The organism is Pseudomonas putida (genome assembly GCF_028682395.1).
In the GTDB taxonomy this organism is placed as follows: domain Bacteria; phylum Pseudomonadota; class Gammaproteobacteria; order Pseudomonadales; family Pseudomonadaceae; genus Aquipseudomonas; species Aquipseudomonas putida_AB.
The window spans coordinates 515,584-531,544 of sequence record NZ_JANHLC010000002.1 but is presented as its reverse complement, the minus strand read 5'-3'; the positions used below and the strand labels follow the sequence as shown (position 1 = coordinate 531,544).

Sequence of the window (15,961 nt, the reverse complement as noted above, 5' to 3'; positions counted from 1 at the left end):
TATGAGTATGGGCTTTGATAACAGCGCCAACAACACCCTTGATGCCGTCGTCGAGAAGCTCAAGGAGCAGGCGGATGCGGCGAACAAGGAAGTCAATGCAGCGATCGATAAGCTCAACGGCGGCGCGGATAACCCGGCGCTGTTGGCTGACCTGCAGCACAAGCTGAATAAATGGTCGGTGATCTACAACATCAGTTCTACGGTGAGTCGCTCGATGAAGGACCTGATGCAAGGCATCCTGCAAAAAATATGAACCGTTCATTGACCTCTCTTGTCGCGGAATTGGCATTGGCCGGAACCGGCCAGCATTGTCATGAACAGGCCGAGCAGATCGCCGACTGGCTCGAGCACGCCGGGCAGGCCGAGATGGCGTGTTGCATTCGTTTGTCCAGCCTGGCCAATCAAGGGTTCTATCGCCAGGCCCTGATTCTGGGACAGGACAAGGATTGGCCAGCGATCGCGCCTTGGCTGGCACTTTGCGAGTGGCACCTGGGACTGGGCAGTGCCCTGGACCGCCGCCTAGCGCTGCTGGACCACAGTGACGACCCAGCCTTGCGCGAGTTCGCCCGGGGCATGCGTGATCCGGAGGGTGAATGAACCGTATCGACTTCTCTTCACCCCCTCCCTTGGCGCCAGTAACGGCCTCTGAAAATCGCGCCGATCCGCAGCAGGCGCGGCAGTTTGAGCGTGTGCTGGACAGCCCGGCACCGGTGCCGGCTGCGGCGTCGGTAGTCGAGACAGATGCACGCTTGAAGCGTTGGCTGGAGGGCGCGCCTTTGGCCACGGTAATGGCTGGACTTGAGCGGAGCCGACAACGAGATGTGCTCTGGCAATGGTATCGCCAGGACCTGTCGGGGCAGCCCGAGTCGCGCCGGGTGGAACTCAGGGAGGCGCTGATGGGCGGTGTTGCCGGGCGCTGGTTGGTGCAGTTCGCTGAGCCGCAGGCGGGGCCTGAGCTTGATCGGCTTGCGCTCAAGGCCCAGCTCAAGGAGTGCGCACCGTTTGGCAAACAGCAGGAAACCCTGTTGCTCAATGTACTGGAAGAGATCAAAGGGGTCGCTGGTAGCGAGTACCTGGGCGGATTGATCAGGCGCGAACTGCAGGTACAGATTCCCTTGAACGCGATGGTCGACAATTTGATGCGTAATACCCACAAACCTGATCTGGAGTCGTGATGAGCATTGCTGTGGATGTTGAAGCGGTCACCGCTGGCATGGACAAACAGACGGAGGAGTTGGGCTCGTTTGCCCTCGACCCGATGCATGTCGCCGAGTTCGAAGGGGCCATGGGGAAAACGGGCAATCTGGGGGGCGGCTTGCTGAGCGAGATCGGGCAGATCAAGGAGCAGTTCACCCAGGCCAAGCGCGAGCTTGAGGTGCGCTTGGCTACTCCCGGCGATAACCCGGCCAGCCTGATGCAAATGCAGTGGTCGCTGATGCGCATCACCATGCAGGAGGAGTTGTTGGCCAAGACCGTCGGGCGAATGAGCCAGAGCGTTGAGACGCTGCTTAAAACTCAATAGGTGATGCGTGAAAAGACTGAATCGGGCACTGCTGTTACTACTGGTGATGATGCTAGCCGGTTGCAAGGTTGAACTCTATACCGGGGTCAGCCAGAAGGAAGGCAATGAGATGCTTGCGTTACTGCGCACCGAAGGTATCTCCGCGACCAAGCAGGCCGACAAGGATGGGCGCATCAAGCTGCTGGTCGAGGAGTCGGATATGGCGCAAGCGGTCGATACGCTCAAGCGAAAGGGCTATCCCCGCGAGCGCTTCTCCACAATCAAGGATGTATTTCCCAAGGACAGCCTGATCTCGTCTCCCCTGGAAGAGCGCGCCCGGCTTAATTATGCCAAGGCCCAGGAAATTGCCCGGACCCTCTCCGAAATCGATGGGGTGTTGGTCGCACGGGTGCATGTGGTCTTGCCGGAGGAGCGAGAAGGGCTCGGGCTTAAATCCTCCGTGGCCTCGGCGTCGGTATTTATCAAGCATGCTGCCGATATCCAGCTCGATGCCTATGTGCCGCAGGTCAAGCAGTTGGTCAACAACGGCATCGAAGGGCTGAGCTATGACCGTATCAGCGTCGTACTGGTGCCCTCCCAGGACGTTCGCCAGGTGCCTCTGGCGCCACGTCTTGAAAGCCTGTTTTCGATTCAGGTGGCCCCGGAGTCCCGTGGGCGTCTGCTGTTTCTGGTGGCACTGATGGTCGCGCTGGTGCTGATCAGCAACCTCGCCCAGTTCATATGGCGACGTGACAGGGGGCGGTAATGGCGCTGTTACTGACGCCTTACCAACTGCGTTTTTGTCCGGCACGCTATCTGGATGAGCGCCATCTGTCCGGCTCGATCCGTGAAGTCCTGGCAGGGCTCGCGCAGTGGCGCGAACAGAGTCGTCTCAATGCCTGGTTACTGGAAGAACTGTCGCTCAGTACCGACTTCCGGATGCCTGAGGCCCTTGGCGGCCTGGCCCTGTATCCGCAAGCGGCATTTGAATTGACTCTGGGTTATCTGGGCGGGCTGCTGCATGGCCAGGCCATGCGTCAGTTGCTGCGTGCCAGCGATGTGCAGCCTGTGCGCGAGGCGATTGGCGAGGCGGGGCATCGTTATTGTCTTGAACAGCTTGACCTGATTATTGGCCGCTGGCCGGCCGGGTGGCAGCAGCGACTACCGCACGGGTCTTTGCAGGGGTACTTCCAGGCTTGCGGTCTGCAATTCTGGTTGTTTGCGCTGGGTTCGGTGGATGAAGGTTATACACGTCGACTGGCCCTGCGGCTGGCGCCGCATGCGCAGTTGTCAACGTTGCTGGCGGATGCCGAGAACCAGCCATTGGCCAGAGCCCTGTGTTTGAAAGTTGCTCGACAAGTGAGTCCTGAATGCTTCCATTTATTGAAATAAAAGCCGAGCGCATCCTCTTGGCGCCCGAGCAGGTGTTGCTGCGCAGTGCCGATTATCAACGCTATCTGATGGCTGATGAGCTGCTTGAGGTTGCGCGCCGGCGGGCCGAAGACATTGAGCGGGGAGCCGAGGAGATTTACGAAGAGCAGAAGCAACTCGGCTGGCTGGCCGGGATGGAGCAGGCGCGTACGCAGCAGGCTGTGCTGATTCAGGAGACTCTGTTGCAGTGCAATGACTACTATCGCCGCGTCGAAGAGCAGATGAGCGAGGTCGTGCTGCAGGCCGTGCGCAAGATCGTTCGTCAGTTCGACGACACCGAGTTGACCTTGCAGGTCACTCGCGAAGCCTTGTCGCTGGTCAGTAACCAGAAGCATGTGATTCTGCATGTGGAGCCGGATCGGGTGACAGAGGTCCGTGAGCAGATTTCCCGGGTGCTCAAGGACTTTCCCGAAATCGGTTACGTCGATGTGATCGCCGATGCTCGCCTGGGGCAGGGCGGTTGCATGCTGGAAACCGAGGTTGGGATCATCGATGCGAGCATCGATGGGCAACTGATTGCATTGCAAACGGCGCTGAAGCAGCAATGGGCGCAACATGAACTCGGGATCGAGTCTTGCGATAACTCGTCCCCAGGCACCTCCCCAATTGCCTGACGGCATGAGCTGAGTTATTTCGAACGATGTAAAACAGTTTTACTACTGAGGGGCGGGTTGCATGCAATGTGCTTCCCGCCCTGGTAAGTATCGAGAAACGTCACACCCAGTTTGATGCTGTGCTCCCGCGTATCGAGGATGGTAATCAGGATATTACCGTCAATGCGGATTGATTCTTTGGTCTGGCGAGAAAGTACCAGCATGATTTAACTCCCTGAAATGTAAGTGTCAACCAGTTTGTTACGGCGCGTTGGCCGTGTTTCCGATTCTGTGGGGCGGGCCACTATGTAATTGGTGAGGGTGTTGTCGGGTGTGGCTGCAGTATGTTATTTGTTTTGTCAGGCTGTCTAATTATTTATAGTTTGTGTTTCTATGGATTGGATCCAATCTTTCCATGAGGCTGTTTTGTGCGATATGGGAAAATTCTCAAAAGAAACTTTTTGATTATTAGTGACGTTGGTTTATAAATTTTGATCGTGTAGGGTTGTTCCTACGAGTTGGTCTGTAGGAAGTTTTCGTTACGCACTTGTTCTTGTTTGTCATGAACTCCTTTCGTTTTTGTAAGTGTCTCTTTCTGGGGCATTTTTTAAGTGTTGGGTTTTAATGGTTTTTTGAAGGATTTGTTTCCGCGAATAAGGATTTTTTGCGGATATTAAGCGGTATGAATGCGTTGTTATAAGTCTTTAGGATGAAGGCTTGGCGGCGATTTAAACAATCTGGAGATATACATTGAAAAGTTCTATGTTCAAGTTAAACGCACTCTCGGGGATCATTTCCTCCGTGGTTCTGATGGGCGGCATGCTGGCCAGCCAGAACGTGGTAGCACACGGCTACATGACCAACCCTCCCGAGCGCGCTCTGCTGTGCCAGCAGGGTAAAAACACGGGCTGTGGCGACGCACAGTACGAACCGCAAAGCGTGGGTGAGGTGCTCAAAGGCTTTCCGGCAGCACATGGCGCGGTGGACGGCGAGATTGCCAGCGGTTCGCACACCAAGTTTGCGGCCTTGGATCAGCAGTCGGCCAATCGCTGGCACTTGAACGAGATCACGGATCGCGCGATCAAGTTCGACTGGTTCTACACTGCAGCTCACCTCACCACCAAGTGGGAGTACTTCATCACCAAGAACGGCTGGAATCCGAATGCGCCGCTGACGCGCGCCCAGTTCGATCTGACCCCGTTCTGTGGCTATGACGGTAAGCACCTTGCACCGATTGAAAGCGGTCAAGCGGGCGGTCGGGGCCCGGCCAAGGAGAAGCACGACTGCACCATCCCGAATGATAAAAGTGGTCATCACGTGATCCTTGGGGTCTGGACCGTTGGGGATACTGACAAAGCGTTCCACAAAGCGGTTGACGTGAATATCGTGGCGGGTGATGCCGGTGATACGGGTGTGGTTGCACCGGTTGATGGCTGGTCCAGTGTCGGCGCCATCAACGCGAACAGTGATTTGAAAGTCGGTGACAAAGTGACCGCTCGCGCCTTTGTGGGCGGTGCGGAAAGCGCCCAGTTCAGCGTGTCGATCACCATCGAATCGCCAGAAGAAGGTCAGTCGCAGAACTGGGCCTTCAAGCTGGCTGAACGGGTCAATGCCACCCAGACCCTGATTCGTGCCGGTGTCCGTGATGCCGAAGGCGAAATCAATCCGGTCAAGGGCAGCAACCAGTTGTTCGCCAAGGCTGAAAGTGGCGTGACCACTTTCGAAATGCAGATCGAGTACAAAGGCGATCCGGATGCAGCGATGCATATTCACAGCATTCAGCCTGAATTCGCTCTGGAAAACGGTCGTGCCAAAGTTGATTTCAGCGTGATGGGCAACCGTGATCTGGAAGTCAAAGCCACGGTATTCGATGCCAACAACAAGCAGGTTGGTTTCACCAAGCAGTCGGTGACTGGCGGTACGCAAACCATTACCGTGGATGTTGCCAGCAAGCCGGGTGACCACACGCTGGTGATGATCGCTACCTCTGCAGATGGTCGTCTGAGCTTCCAGGAAACCAAGGGCTTCAAATTGACCGGTGATGCTGAAAGCGTTTCGGGCGATTACGACGCTGTGTATCCGGAAGGTATCAAGTCCTATAAAGCTGGCACTGTAGTTCTGCAGCCAGCCAACGGCAAACTCTACGAGTGCAAACCGTTCCCGTATTCGGGCTGGTGCCAAGTCAACAGCCATCACTATGTGCCAGGCGTTGGTTCGGACTGGACGGACGCGTGGATCGCCAAGTAAGTTGATTTAGAGCAACTCCGGATGGCGCCATGCACCATTCGGAGTTGTTTTTTCTAGAGTGCTGGTAGGTTGTTAATGTATGGAAATAGTTAAACGAAGGACTCATTACTCATTGCCGCAGATACTCTTGCATTGGGTGTCGGCGTTGGTGATTCTGTGGACACTGTCCAGTGGTTTTTATGTGGCGATGGCCAGTGTTCTGCCAGAGACAAAAGCGCTTATTGGTTATATCAACGTATCACTGACAGCGTTGTTTATTCCTGTGTTTGTAGTGCGCGTTTACTTCTTTTTTGCCCATAAGATTTCGCATCGTAGCGACTCCGGCCGCTGGGCTGTTTATGCCGCATGGTTAGTGCATGTCGCGCTGTATGTCGTGACTGCGATTGTATTGGCGACCGGTGTGTTGATGATGACGCGTGATATCGATGTCTTCGGCTGGGTGTCCTTAACCCAACCGATAACGGATCCCTATTGGACGCAATGGTTTGAAGATATTCATATTTTTTCCTGCATGTTGTTGAGTGTATTGGTGGCCTTGCATATCGCGGCGGTCATCAAGCATGAATTCCACGGGACCCGGGTGCTGCGGCGCATGTGGCCACGGCGGTCATCTGGTGTACGCATCAATCTGTGTGAAGGCGACAGTGTTTAACGCAGACACCTTTAAACCAGCCCTTCTGCGTGATGCCTCAAGCGTATCTCGCAGACTCTGGCTGTCGCGCCTGGTACTGGTCTGTCTGGTCCTGGTGTACGCCGTGTACCTGTTGCGCGATGAACTCCAGGCACGCGCTGCGCGCGTCATGGTGCCGACCACGGCAACGACGGCTCCGGCTCCGCTGGTTGTGGCCCCCCCCCTGAATCTTTCCGCGCTGCTGATCGTGCTGGGACTGCAAGCCCAGGGACCCCTGGCGCGCAGCAGTGAGGCGTTGCGTCTGCAAGCCAGTTTTGTCTCCCCTGATGGCGAGTCCCGTGCCTTGTTGGCGGGTAGCGGCGGGGCGCGTGTTTATCGGGTTGGCGAGCGTTTGCCGGGGGGCAGCGTTTTACGTCGAGTCGAATCCGATCACGTGGTGCTCTGGCGCAATGGGCGTGAGGAGTCGCTGGCGCTGGGCTCTGGCGCCTCAGCCCGCCACCTGCTGCGCGAGGCCGTTACCCCGGACGCCGGCGAGCGTGATAACGCCCGGCGTTACATCCGTCCCATCGTCGAGCAGTTGCAGGGTAATGATTGAATGAACAAGGCAAAAAACAGCGTACCGGGCCTTCTGATCCTGTCTGCGCTGGTTATTTTGAGTTGGGCCGTCACGGGTGTGGCGCTGGCTCGTGAGACCCAGTGGCAGTTGGCGATGCAGGATGCCGAATTACGTGACGTGGTCGAAGAAATGTCCTCGATTCTGGATACCACGGTGATTCTCGACCCCCGCGTCCAGGGGCGTATTACTGTTCTGTCCAAGCAGGCGCTGGATCGCGAAGGCGTTCGCCGGCTGTTTTACTCGGTACTCGATGCGCATAATTTCACCGTGATCGATGAGGGCGACCGGATTCTGATCACGCCGGCCGCTGAGGCCAAGAGCCGTGCCAGCCAATCAGGCAGTGAAGCGAATACTGCCGATACCCAGTTCGTGACCGAGGTCATTGAACTCAATGCCAGCCTCGCGGCGGATCTGGCGGGCCTGATGCGTCCGCTGGTTTCTGCCAGTGGCCATATTGGTCCCTCCGTATCAGCCAATGCGGTGGTGGTCACCGATAACGCCGCCAATGTCCGACGTGTCGCCAGAATCATTCGCCAGTTGGACGCGGGGGGCAAAAGTGTCCATGGCCTAGTGGATCTCAAGCACGGTCGAGCCCAGGAAATTGCCCGGCTGATGGAGCAGTCCCTTGGCAAGCAGGCGGCGGAGTCCGGTGCACAGGTGATCGCCGATCCACGGGGCAATCGACTGGTCGTGCTGGGCACTGCGCCTGTGCGTCAACGCCTGACGGCCCTGGCGCAGTCGCTGGATAAGCCGACGGCCACGACCTCGGATAACGCCCGGGTTATTCGTCTACGTCACGGGGATGCCAAGGCGTTGGCCGAAATGCTCGATGCCGTGGGGCAGCGCCTCAAACAGCAGGGTGTCCCTGGAACCGGCAAGGAAGCCGGCGTCGCCAGCGATGTGGTGATCCGGGCCGATGAAAGCCAGAACGCGCTGGTGGTGATTGCGGAGCCGAGCCAGGTCGAGGCCATTGAGAATATTGTCCGCCAGCTCGACCAGCCACGCTCTCAAGTTCTGATTCATGCGGCGATTGTGGAAATCTCCGGCGATATTGTCGATGCCCTTGGGGTGCAATGGCAGTACACCGGCGGTGATGTCCAGGGAGGGATTTCCTTTCCCGGGACCGGTATCAAGATCGGCGGGGTGGGTGGTGGTGGCAAGAATGCCTTGCCCGAAGGCGCAGTGCTGAATATCGGTAGTGATCGCTTCAGTGCATTGGTCTCGGCATTGGCGAGTAACAGTCATAGCAACGTGCTGTCGACGCCGAGCCTGTTGACGCTGGATAACCAGCAGGCGGAAATCCTGGTCGGCCAGAACGTGCCGTTCAAAACGGGCTCCTACACCACCTCGGGCAGTGGTTCGGACAATCCCTTTACCACGGTAGAGCGCAAGGACATCGGCATCAGCCTGAAGATCAAGCCGCATATCAATGAAGGCTCGCTATTGCGCCTGGAGGTCGAGCAGGAAAGTTCGGAGATCGCGCCGACCGTATCAGGGCAGAATTCTTCGGACCTGATCACCAACAAACGCATGCTCAAGAGCACCATCCTGGCGGATGACGGCGAGATCATCGTGATCGGCGGGCTGATTAAGGATAGTGTGCGCACCCAGGAAAGTGGCGTACCGCTGCTGCGCAGCATTCCTTATCTAGGAGCCTTGTTTCGCTGGAATAAAGAGATCCAGGAAAAGACCAACCTGATGGTGTTCCTGCGCCCGACCATTGTACGTAGCCGGGAGGATATCAGCGAGATCAGTGAGGCGCGTTACAACGCGTTGCGTGAATTGAGCCGGCCCGGTAAGCACAAGGACAACTCCCTGTTGCTGCCCCGCGATCCACAGCGAATGTTCGACGGCGGTGGTCAGCCGGACGAAGAGGGCGAGGCGCCATGAGTGCCTCTGCGGTGGGGCAGGAGCGCCTGCCGTTTGGCTTTGCCCGGCGTTTTGGCGTCGTGCTCGAGGGCTCGGGTGAACCCTTGACGCTGCTGATGCGCGCCGATACGCCCTTGACTGCGGTGGCGGAGGTGCGCCGCTGGGCCGGACGCGAGCTGGTGTTGCGGATCGTCGAAGCCGAACCGTTCGCCGCCCGTCTGGCCAGTTGCTATAGCGAGGGGCAGAGTGCGGCCGAGCAGGTGGCCCTGGGGCTGGACGATGAACTGGACCTGATGAGCCTGGCCGATCACTTGCCCCAAACGGCGGACTTGCTCGAGCAGGAAGGCGATGCGCCGATCATTCGCCTGATCAACGCCCTGCTGAGCGAGGCAGTACGTGAAAAGGCCTCGGATGTGCATCTGGAAACCTTCGAGCAGTATCTGTCGGTGCGTATGCGTGTGGACGGCCAATTGCGCGAAGTGCTGCGACCCAAGCGTGAATTGGCGACCCTGCTGGTATCGCGGATCAAGGTCATGGCCCGGCTGGATATCGCCGAAAAGCGCATCCCCCAGGATGGGCGAATAGCCCTGCGCCTGGCGGGTCACGAAGTCGATGTGCGGGTCTCCACGCTGCCCTCGGCCCATGGCGAACGGGTGGTGTTGCGTCTGCTCGACAAGCAGGCCGGGCGTCTTGATGTTACCTGCCTGGGCATGCCCGCTGACACCCTGGCGCGGTTCCGGCAGATACTTGGCCGGCCCCACGGTATTTTCCTGGTGACCGGGCCGACTGGCTCCGGCAAGACCACCAGCCTGTACGCAGCCCTGACCAGCCTCAACGATCAGACGCGCAATATTCTCACGGTCGAAGATCCGATCGAATACCACCTGCCTGGCATTGGCCAGACGCCGGTCAATCCCAAAGTGGACATGACCTTTGCCCGCGGTTTGCGGGCGATTCTGCGTCAGGACCCCGACGTGGTGATGGTCGGCGAGATCCGGGACCAGGAAACCGCAGAAATTGCCGTGCAGGCGTCGCTGACCGGACACCTGGTGCTTTCGACCCTGCATACCAATAGTGCGGTGGGGGCGGTGACCCGGTTGGTGGACATGGGGGTGGACAGTTACCTGTTGGCTTCGTCACTGGTGGGGGTGTTGGCCCAGCGCCTGATCCGTACCCTGTGCAGCGAGTGCAAGCAACCCTATACCGCCGATGCGGCGCAATGCCTGCGCCTGGGCCTGCCCGCCGATGCCGCGGTACGCCTGTTCCAGGCTCGGGGGTGCGGCCACTGCCAGCAGGGCTACCGAGGACGGATAGGGATCTATGAGTTGCTGAGTATCAACGCGGACCTGGCCCGGCTGATCCATAACGGCGCCAGCGAGCCTGAACTCGCCTGTGCGGCACGGACAAGCTCGGCCAGCCTGTTTCAGGACGGCCAACGGCGAGTGCTTGAGGGCGCCACCAGCCTCGATGAGCTGTTGCGCGTGACGCAGGAAGACTGACGATGCCGACCTACGATTACCGCGCCCAGGATGGCAACGGCCGATTTTGTCGAGGCCAGCAGGAGGCTGACAGCCCACGGCATGCGCGCCAATTGTTGCGTGAGCGTGGGTTGTTGCCGACGCAATTGAAGCCGGCCCAGGCCGCCGGCCAGCGAGGGGCCGCGGCGGGCCGTGGTGTGCGCTTGAGTGCCAGCGAACTGGCTTTGCTGACCTTGCAACTGTCGACCCTGATCCAGGCAGGGCTCCCGTTGGAGGAGGCCCTGGCTGCAGTGGCGGCGCAAAGTGAGAAGCGCCATGTCAGCGGGTTGCTGGCGGCCGTGCGCAGCCGGGTCCTGGAGGGCCATTCTCTGGCCAATGCCCTGGCCGGTTTTGCTCGGGCATTCCCCGAGCTGTATCGGGCCACTATTGATGCGGGGGAGCGCTCCGGTCATCTGGGCCAGGTTCTGGAGCAGTTGGCCCAGTACACCGAGGCGCGGCGCCTGTCCCGCCAGCAGATTCAGCAGGCGCTGGTCTATCCGTTGATCCTGCTATTTGCCTCGCTCTCAATCGTCGGTTTCCTGCTCGGTTATGTGGTGCCCGACGTGGTGAAAATTTTCATCGACAGTGGCCAGCCGTTACCCGCGCTGACCCAGGGCATGATCACCCTGAGCAGTGGCCTGCGCCATTACGGTGTGTTGATGCTGGTTGTATTGCTGGGCCTGGGGGGCGCGATGGGCTGGCTCCTGCGCCAGCCCGGCCCGCGCCTGCGCTGGCATGCGCTGCTGCTGCGCCTGCCCTTGGTGGGCGGAGTCCTGCGGGCCATGGAGGCGGCACGCTTTGCCAGCACCCTGGCGATTCTTGGCAAGAGCGCCGTCCCTCTGGTGGACGCTCTGACTATCGCTGCTGCAGTGATCGGCAACCTGACGATCCGCCAGCGTATGCACGCCGTGGCGTGTTCCGTACGTGAGGGCGGCACCCTGACTCGCGGCCTCGAACAGAGCGGCGATATCCCGCCCATGATGCTGCACATGATCGCCAGTGGTGAACGGGCCGGCGAGCTGGACAACCTCCTCGCCAGAGCCGCAGAGCAACAGGAAAAGACCCTGGCCACGCGCATTGCGCTGGTGGTCAGCCTGTTCGAGCCGCTGATGCTGGTGCTGATGGGCGCGGTGGTGCTGTTGATTGTCCTGGCGATTCTGTTGCCGATCCTGAGTCTCAACCAACTGGTGAATTGATCCATGAAGCATTTTTGTACTCCAAGCAAGGCCCGCGCCCAACGCGGTTTTACCCTGATCGAAATCATGGTCGTGGTGGTGATTATCGGTGTGCTGGGCTCGATTATCGTGCCGCAGTTCATGAGCCGCCCCGACCAGGCCAAGGTCACGGCCGCGCGCAGTGATCTGCAGGCCATTGCCACGGCACTGGAGATGTACCGACTCGACAACTTCAACTATCCCTCTACGCAGCAGGGGCTAGAGGCCCTGAGCGTGCGCCCGGCCGGTACACCGACGGCGAAGAACTGGAACCCCCAGGGCTATCTGAAAAGCCTGCCGCTTGATCCCTGGGGCACGCCTTATCAGTACCTGAACCCGGGTGTGCGCTCGAGTGGCTACGATCTTTTTTCCCTGGGGGCCGACGGTTCACCGGGCGGTGACGGTTATGCGGCCGACATTGGCAACTGGGCCGAGTAGGGGCGTATGCCGGAGTCACGCGGTTTCACCCTGATCGAGTTACTGGTGGTAATGGTGCTGGTCGGCCTGCTGGCCGGGATGCTCGGTTTGTCGGTATCGCACAGCCCGGCGCGTCAGGCGCGCGAGGAGGCGGCACTGCTGATGCAGCAGTTGCAGAATCTGCGTGAGCAAGCGGTGCTTGAAGGGTGCGAATACGGTGTACGCATCGAGGTCGATGGTTATCGGATGATGCGCTTCGAGGCCCCCGCATGGAGAGTGCACGGTACCGCGCGTCGCTTGCCGGCCGGCCTGTCCATGCGCCTGGAACTGGATGGGCAAACCCTGTCGTTGGGTACTCAGCTCGACCGTCCGCAGTTGTTGTTGCTCAGCAGTGATGAAACCAGTGCTTTCGCGGTGCATTTTGAAAGCGTCGAACAGCGCTGGTTGAGTGTGTTCGGCGATGGACTCGGGGAGCCGATTCTCCATGAGCCGTAAGCCTGGGGTGAATGCGCAACGCGGTTTTACGTTGCTGGAAGTCATGGTCGCGCTGGCCGTGTTCGCGACCCTGTCGGCGGCGGTATTTTCCGCCAGCCAGTTTGTCTTGAGCCGTGGCGCTGCACTTGAGGAGCGGCTGTTTGCCACCTGGCTCGCCGATAACCAGTTGAACGAGCTGTCGCTGCAGGCTGGGCTCAGGCCCGGCCATCAACGCCTTGACCGCCATTTCGCCCAGCGTGACTGGTGGCTGAGCCAAACCATCGAGCGCTCGACCGACCCGCGCTTGTACAAGGTGCAACTCAGTGTCGGACGTACAGAGAGCGACCAGCCGTTGCAGCACGTCACCAGTTGGCTTGCGGTGGTGCCATGAAGTGCATGCAACGCGGTTTTACCTTGCTCGAACTGGTGATTGCCATGGCTATCTTCGCCTTGCTCGGGCTGGGCAGCTGGCAGCTGTTGCAGAGTGTGTTACGCACAGAGCGCAGCACCAGCAGCCATCAACTCGAACTGCGCAGTCTGCAGCGTGCGGTGGCTTTGATCGAACGTGATGCCATGCAGGTTGTCGTGCCCGCCAATCGGCGAGGTATGACGTTGCAGGGCAATCAGTTGAATTTTCAGCGTGGTAACTGGAGCAATCCGCTGGATCAGCCGCGCAGTGAACAACTGGAGGTCAGTTATCACCTGGATAAACAAGGTGTGCTTTGGCGTGACAGTCGGGGCCTGGAGGCATCGTCGTTACGTCGTCAACCAGTGCTCCAGGGCGTCAGCGGGTTGAGCTGGCGCCTGTATGACGCCAATGCCGGCTGGCGTACCGAGTGGAGTGCCACCCGGGCCAAGACCTCAGGGCAACCGCGGGCACTGGAAGTCAGTTTTACGGTCGGGCGCTTCGAGCAGATACGGCGCGTGTTCCTGCTACCGGAGGGGCGGTGATGGGCCAGGGTCAGCGAGGTGTTGCGCTGATCAGCGTATTGCTGGTGATGAGTCTGGCCCTGCTGCTCACCGGCGCCATGTTGCGCAGCCATCGTTTGCTGATCGCGACGACAGCCCAGCAGATCCATCAGGTGCATCTGCGTCAGTTAAGCCTGGCAGGAGAGCGCTGGGCCCGCGAGCAGCTTGGGCAAGGGCCGAGTGACGAGGATAGCAAGCGTCTGCGTACTCACCTGGGCCAGGCCTGGGCCCGGGAAGAGATGCCCCTGGATGTCGACGGCGGCAAGGTTCAAGTGCGGATCGTGGACCTGGCCGGCCGCTTCAATCTCGGCACGGTTTTCCGGGGCGGGAAAGTTGACCCGATCACGTTGGGACGCTGGACACGTTTGCTCGAACAACTGGATATCCCGCCATTCGCCATGCCTGAGCAAGCCACTGGCGGGCTCGATAATTTCAGCCAACTACGTTTGTTGGCCGGCGTTGACGGTCGGGCCCTGGCGCTTCTCCGACCCTGGGTAAGTGTATTGCCCACGGCGGCCAGCCTGAATGTCAATACTGCTCCGGCCCAGGTCCTGGCCAGCCTGCAAGGCGTGTCGTTGGCTCGTGCGAACCAACTGGTGAGTCAGCGCCCGGCAGAGGGTTACGCCAGTGTGCAGGAATTTTCCCAGAGCCAGGCACTGGCCGGGCTCGATATTGGCAGTCATGGACTGGGGGTCGACAGCCGCTGGTTTCGCGTCAGTGTAGATGCCGAGCTGGGCGGGCAGCGCATGCGCCTGATCAGTGATTTTGAACGCAACGACAAGGACCATCGGTTGCGCCTCCTGCAACGCCAGTTTCTGGCCCCGAACTCAAGCGAATTCCCTTTATGAATATGTGGCTCTACCTGACCGCCGAGGGCCTGGATAAGACACCCGACCAATGGCCAGTGGAAACCTGGCAGGAGGGCGAGCCGATTCAGCGCCTGAGCCTGGGTGAAGCGGCTATGGGGCTGGCGGGGCACTCCGTGTCCCTGATGTTGCCGATGGAACTGTGCAGTTGGCTGCGTAGCGACAAATGGCCCGGGCGTCGTCGGCCTACGACACAGGCCCTGGCATTTGCCATCGAGGACCAGTTGGCGGGGGAGCTCGACACCCTGCATCTGTGTGTCGGCCAAGCCGATCGCGAACGGCGGTATCCGATGTTGGTGATCGAACGTGAGCGTTTGCGCAATCTGCTCGGTTTTTTGCGCGAACGCGGTGTACGCCCTGTGTCGATTCATGTGGATGCCGAGCTGTTGCCCCGTGATCAGCCCTGTATGGCCTGGTGGGGCGGGCGTTGGATTGTGGGCGGGGCACTTGAGGCCCGTCTGGCCTTGTCAGCGCAGGCGCTGGATGACGCCCGCGCGCTATTGCCTGGCGATTTGACAAGCCTGGGTGATGGCGACGAAGCCAGTGCGTTGCAGGTTCGCCAGACCTTGATGGCCGGCTGCGGCCAGGCGATTGATCTGTTGCAGGGTGAGTTTCGCCAAGCGCGGTGGTCTTGGTCCTGGCCATGGCAAGGAATGGCAGCGGCGCTGCTGGCCGTCTTTCTGCTGGCCTGGGGGGCGACTCAATACCGCAGCCAAGGCCTTGAGGCCGCGGCGCAAACGCTGCAGAGCCAAGCACTCGAGCGCTTTGCACAGCTCTACCCCGAACAGACCCGGATCATTGATTTGGCGGCGCAATTCAAGGCGCTGCAAGGCCATGGCAAGGCGCCTGCCCCCACCGCCATTTCGCGTTTGGTGCGTTTAAGTGAGCAAGTGCTGGGTGGCGGTGATGTTGACGTGCAACGTATCGAGTATCGGTTAGGGGATGGCTGGCGCCTGCAACTGAGTGTTGGCGGTTTTGCCGAGCTGGAGCGCCTGCGCGAACGGGGTGAACAGAGTGGGTTGGCGGTGCGCATCAGCAACGCCAGCAAGGAGCAGAACCGGGTCCAGGCCCTTTTGACGCTTGAGGAAGATCGTTGATGAAGAAGGCGATAGCCAAGATATCGGTGTGGCTTAGCGGGCCCTGGAGCCGGCTGGGCCCACGGGATCGGCGGATGCTTGTGCTGCTAGCTGTTGTATTGCTAGCAGTGCTGCTTTGGCAGGGGCTCTGGCAGCCGGCCCAAATGCGCCTGGCAGGCGCCGAGCGGCATTATCAACAACATTGGGAACTGGCGCGCGCGATCAGTGCCGCTATCCCGCAGCGCAGCCGAGCCTCGGCATCGCTAGGGCCGGCTCAGGTCAGTGAGACGGTGGCCGCGGCGGGGCTGGAGCTGGAGCAGTTGAATGTCGACGCTAGCCTTGTGCGTCTGACCTTGCGCGGTGATGCGCTGGCGTTGCTGACCTGGTTGGAGGGCATGGAGCGTCGTGGGGCGATCTTGCAAAACCTCGTGTTGGAGAAGCGCGCGGCGCAGCTTGAGGCGAGTCTGGGGTTGGAACTGCCGTGAGAGTGATAAGAACGACACCCGAAGATGACATCGCTGCCCACTTGCAGGCGCTAGG

The 15,961-nt window shown here is 59.7% G+C and carries 21 protein-coding genes; 20 read left to right on the top strand and 1 reads right to left on the bottom strand.

Annotation, left to right across the window (positions count from 1 at the left end; genetic code table 11):
• Position 1: 1 nt before the first annotated feature.
• The 7 genes from sctF to NPS46_RS07765 are packed head-to-tail and all read left to right on the top strand — an operon-like array spanning position 2 to position 3,546.
• The gene (gene sctF / locus NPS46_RS07795) at positions 2-253 is read left to right on the top strand and encodes a type III secretion system needle filament subunit SctF (RefSeq protein WP_274105848.1); all 252 of its coding nucleotides are present in this window, start codon (positions 2-4) and stop codon (positions 251-253) included.
• Complete coding sequence (locus tag NPS46_RS07790) at positions 250-597, top strand: YscG family type III secretion system chaperone (RefSeq protein WP_274105847.1); 348 nt, start codon at positions 250-252, stop codon at positions 595-597. Before sctF ends, NPS46_RS07790 begins: the two co-directional genes overlap by 4 nt.
• Positions 594-1,175: a YopR family T3SS polymerization control protein gene (locus NPS46_RS07785; protein ID WP_274105846.1), complete on the top strand. Its 582-nt coding sequence runs from the start codon at positions 594-596 to the stop codon at positions 1,173-1,175. The genes NPS46_RS07790 and NPS46_RS07785 overlap by 4 nt, the downstream gene beginning before the upstream one ends.
• Positions 1,176-1,213: 38 nt before the next feature.
• Positions 1,214-1,522: a type III secretion system inner rod subunit SctI gene (gene sctI / locus NPS46_RS07780; RefSeq protein WP_425312710.1), complete on the top strand. Its 309-nt coding sequence runs from the start codon at positions 1,214-1,216 to the stop codon at positions 1,520-1,522.
• Positions 1,523-1,529: 7 nt separating this feature from the next.
• On the top strand, positions 1,530-2,267 hold the full coding sequence (gene sctJ / locus NPS46_RS07775; protein WP_274105845.1) for a type III secretion system inner membrane ring lipoprotein SctJ: 738 nt from the start codon (positions 1,530-1,532) through the stop codon (positions 2,265-2,267).
• Entirely contained in the window at positions 2,267-2,893 is a 627-nt protein-coding gene (locus NPS46_RS07770; RefSeq protein ID WP_274105844.1) for a SctK family type III secretion system sorting platform protein, read from the top strand. Before sctJ ends, NPS46_RS07770 begins: the two co-directional genes overlap by 1 nt.
• Positions 2,872-3,546, top strand: coding sequence for an HrpE/YscL family type III secretion apparatus protein (locus NPS46_RS07765; protein ID WP_274105842.1), 675 nt, complete (start codon positions 2,872-2,874; stop codon positions 3,544-3,546). Before NPS46_RS07770 ends, NPS46_RS07765 begins: the two co-directional genes overlap by 22 nt.
• A gap of 14 nt (positions 3,547-3,560) precedes the next feature.
• Here the strand turns inward: NPS46_RS07765 and NPS46_RS07760 are convergent, their stop codons facing one another.
• Complete coding sequence (locus NPS46_RS07760) at positions 3,561-3,749, bottom strand: carbon storage regulator (protein ID WP_274105841.1); 189 nt, start codon at positions 3,747-3,749, stop codon at positions 3,561-3,563.
• Positions 3,750-4,287: 538 nt separating this feature from the next.
• Here NPS46_RS07760 and gbpA point away from each other — a divergent pair.
• The 13 genes from gbpA (at position 4,288) to gspM (ending at position 15,906) form a co-directional block, all read left to right on the top strand.
• The gene (gene gbpA, locus NPS46_RS07755; protein ID WP_274105840.1) at positions 4,288-5,772 is read left to right on the top strand and encodes an N-acetylglucosamine-binding protein GbpA; all 1,485 of its coding nucleotides are present in this window, start codon (positions 4,288-4,290) and stop codon (positions 5,770-5,772) included.
• Between the two features lie 112 nt (positions 5,773-5,884).
• Complete coding sequence (locus tag NPS46_RS07750; protein ID WP_274105839.1) at positions 5,885-6,424, top strand: cytochrome b; 540 nt, start codon at positions 5,885-5,887, stop codon at positions 6,422-6,424.
• Positions 6,425-6,527: 103 nt separating this feature from the next.
• The gene (locus NPS46_RS07745; protein WP_274105838.1) at positions 6,528-6,998 is read left to right on the top strand and encodes a type II secretion system protein N; all 471 of its coding nucleotides are present in this window, start codon (positions 6,528-6,530) and stop codon (positions 6,996-6,998) included.
• Positions 6,999-8,909 carry a type II secretion system secretin GspD gene (gene gspD / locus NPS46_RS07740; RefSeq protein ID WP_274105837.1) on the top strand — a complete coding sequence of 637 codons (1,911 nt, stop codon included), beginning with the start codon at positions 6,999-7,001 and terminating at the stop codon, positions 8,907-8,909. It abuts the gene before it with no gap.
• The gene (gspE, locus tag NPS46_RS07735) at positions 8,906-10,387 is read left to right on the top strand and encodes a type II secretion system ATPase GspE (RefSeq protein ID WP_274105836.1); all 1,482 of its coding nucleotides are present in this window, start codon (positions 8,906-8,908) and stop codon (positions 10,385-10,387) included. Before gspD ends, gspE begins: the two co-directional genes overlap by 4 nt.
• Positions 10,388-10,389: 2 nt before the next feature.
• Positions 10,390-11,601 carry a type II secretion system inner membrane protein GspF gene (gene gspF, locus NPS46_RS07730; protein ID WP_274105835.1) on the top strand — a complete coding sequence of 404 codons (1,212 nt, stop codon included), beginning with the start codon at positions 10,390-10,392 and terminating at the stop codon, positions 11,599-11,601.
• 3 nt (positions 11,602-11,604) lie between these two features.
• Complete coding sequence (gene gspG / locus NPS46_RS07725; RefSeq protein ID WP_274105834.1) at positions 11,605-12,057, top strand: type II secretion system major pseudopilin GspG; 453 nt, start codon at positions 11,605-11,607, stop codon at positions 12,055-12,057.
• A 6-nt stretch (positions 12,058-12,063) separates the two neighbouring features.
• The gene (gene gspH, locus NPS46_RS07720; protein WP_274105833.1) at positions 12,064-12,531 is read left to right on the top strand and encodes a type II secretion system minor pseudopilin GspH; all 468 of its coding nucleotides are present in this window, start codon (positions 12,064-12,066) and stop codon (positions 12,529-12,531) included.
• On the top strand, positions 12,521-12,901 hold the full coding sequence (gene gspI / locus NPS46_RS07715; protein ID WP_274105832.1) for a type II secretion system minor pseudopilin GspI: 381 nt from the start codon (positions 12,521-12,523) through the stop codon (positions 12,899-12,901). The genes gspH and gspI overlap by 11 nt, the downstream gene beginning before the upstream one ends.
• A complete protein-coding gene (gene gspJ, locus NPS46_RS07710) occupies positions 12,898-13,461 on the top strand; it encodes a type II secretion system minor pseudopilin GspJ (RefSeq protein WP_274105831.1) in 564 nt (187 codons plus the stop codon). The genes gspI and gspJ overlap by 4 nt, the downstream gene beginning before the upstream one ends.
• Positions 13,461-14,327, top strand: a complete 867-nt coding sequence (gspK, locus tag NPS46_RS07705; RefSeq protein ID WP_274105830.1) for a type II secretion system minor pseudopilin GspK — start codon at positions 13,461-13,463, stop codon at positions 14,325-14,327. Before gspJ ends, gspK begins: the two co-directional genes overlap by 1 nt.
• Positions 14,324-15,442 carry a type II secretion system protein GspL gene (gspL, locus tag NPS46_RS07700; protein WP_274105829.1) on the top strand — a complete coding sequence of 373 codons (1,119 nt, stop codon included), beginning with the start codon at positions 14,324-14,326 and terminating at the stop codon, positions 15,440-15,442. Before gspK ends, gspL begins: the two co-directional genes overlap by 4 nt.
• Entirely contained in the window at positions 15,442-15,906 is a 465-nt protein-coding gene (gene gspM, locus NPS46_RS07695) for a type II secretion system protein GspM (protein ID WP_274105828.1), read from the top strand. The genes gspL and gspM overlap by 1 nt, the downstream gene beginning before the upstream one ends.
• Positions 15,907-15,961: the final 55 nt, after the last annotated feature.

Bases quoted from the DNA above. Each gene is read 5' to 3' on its own strand.
- sctF (WP_274105848.1), top strand. From the start codon at position 2: ATGAGTATGGGCTTTGATAACAGCGCCAACAACACCCTTGATGCCGTC.
- NPS46_RS07790 (WP_274105847.1), top strand. From the start codon at position 250: ATGAACCGTTCATTGACCTCTCTTGTCGCGGAATTGGCATTGGCCGGA.
- NPS46_RS07785 (WP_274105846.1), top strand. From the start codon at position 594: ATGAACCGTATCGACTTCTCTTCACCCCCTCCCTTGGCGCCAGTAACG.
- sctI (WP_425312710.1), top strand. From the start codon at position 1,214: ATGGACAAACAGACGGAGGAGTTGGGCTCGTTTGCCCTCGACCCGATG.
- NPS46_RS07770 (WP_274105844.1), top strand. From the start codon at position 2,267: ATGGCGCTGTTACTGACGCCTTACCAACTGCGTTTTTGTCCGGCACGC.
- NPS46_RS07765 (WP_274105842.1), top strand. From the start codon at position 2,872: ATGCTTCCATTTATTGAAATAAAAGCCGAGCGCATCCTCTTGGCGCCC.
- NPS46_RS07760 (WP_274105841.1), bottom strand. From the start codon at position 3,749: ATGCTGGTACTTTCTCGCCAGACCAAAGAATCAATCCGCATTGACGGT.
- gbpA (WP_274105840.1), top strand. From the start codon at position 4,288: ATGTTCAAGTTAAACGCACTCTCGGGGATCATTTCCTCCGTGGTTCTG.
- gspD (WP_274105837.1), top strand. From the start codon at position 6,999: ATGAACAAGGCAAAAAACAGCGTACCGGGCCTTCTGATCCTGTCTGCG.
- gspE (WP_274105836.1), top strand. From the start codon at position 8,906: ATGAGTGCCTCTGCGGTGGGGCAGGAGCGCCTGCCGTTTGGCTTTGCC.
- gspF (WP_274105835.1), top strand. From the start codon at position 10,390: ATGCCGACCTACGATTACCGCGCCCAGGATGGCAACGGCCGATTTTGT.
- gspG (WP_274105834.1), top strand. From the start codon at position 11,605: ATGAAGCATTTTTGTACTCCAAGCAAGGCCCGCGCCCAACGCGGTTTT.
- gspH (WP_274105833.1), top strand. From the start codon at position 12,064: ATGCCGGAGTCACGCGGTTTCACCCTGATCGAGTTACTGGTGGTAATG.
- gspI (WP_274105832.1), top strand. From the start codon at position 12,521: ATGAGCCGTAAGCCTGGGGTGAATGCGCAACGCGGTTTTACGTTGCTG.
- gspJ (WP_274105831.1), top strand. From the start codon at position 12,898: ATGAAGTGCATGCAACGCGGTTTTACCTTGCTCGAACTGGTGATTGCC.
- gspK (WP_274105830.1), top strand. From the start codon at position 13,461: ATGGGCCAGGGTCAGCGAGGTGTTGCGCTGATCAGCGTATTGCTGGTG.
- gspL (WP_274105829.1), top strand. From the start codon at position 14,324: ATGAATATGTGGCTCTACCTGACCGCCGAGGGCCTGGATAAGACACCC.
- gspM (WP_274105828.1), top strand. From the start codon at position 15,442: ATGAAGAAGGCGATAGCCAAGATATCGGTGTGGCTTAGCGGGCCCTGG.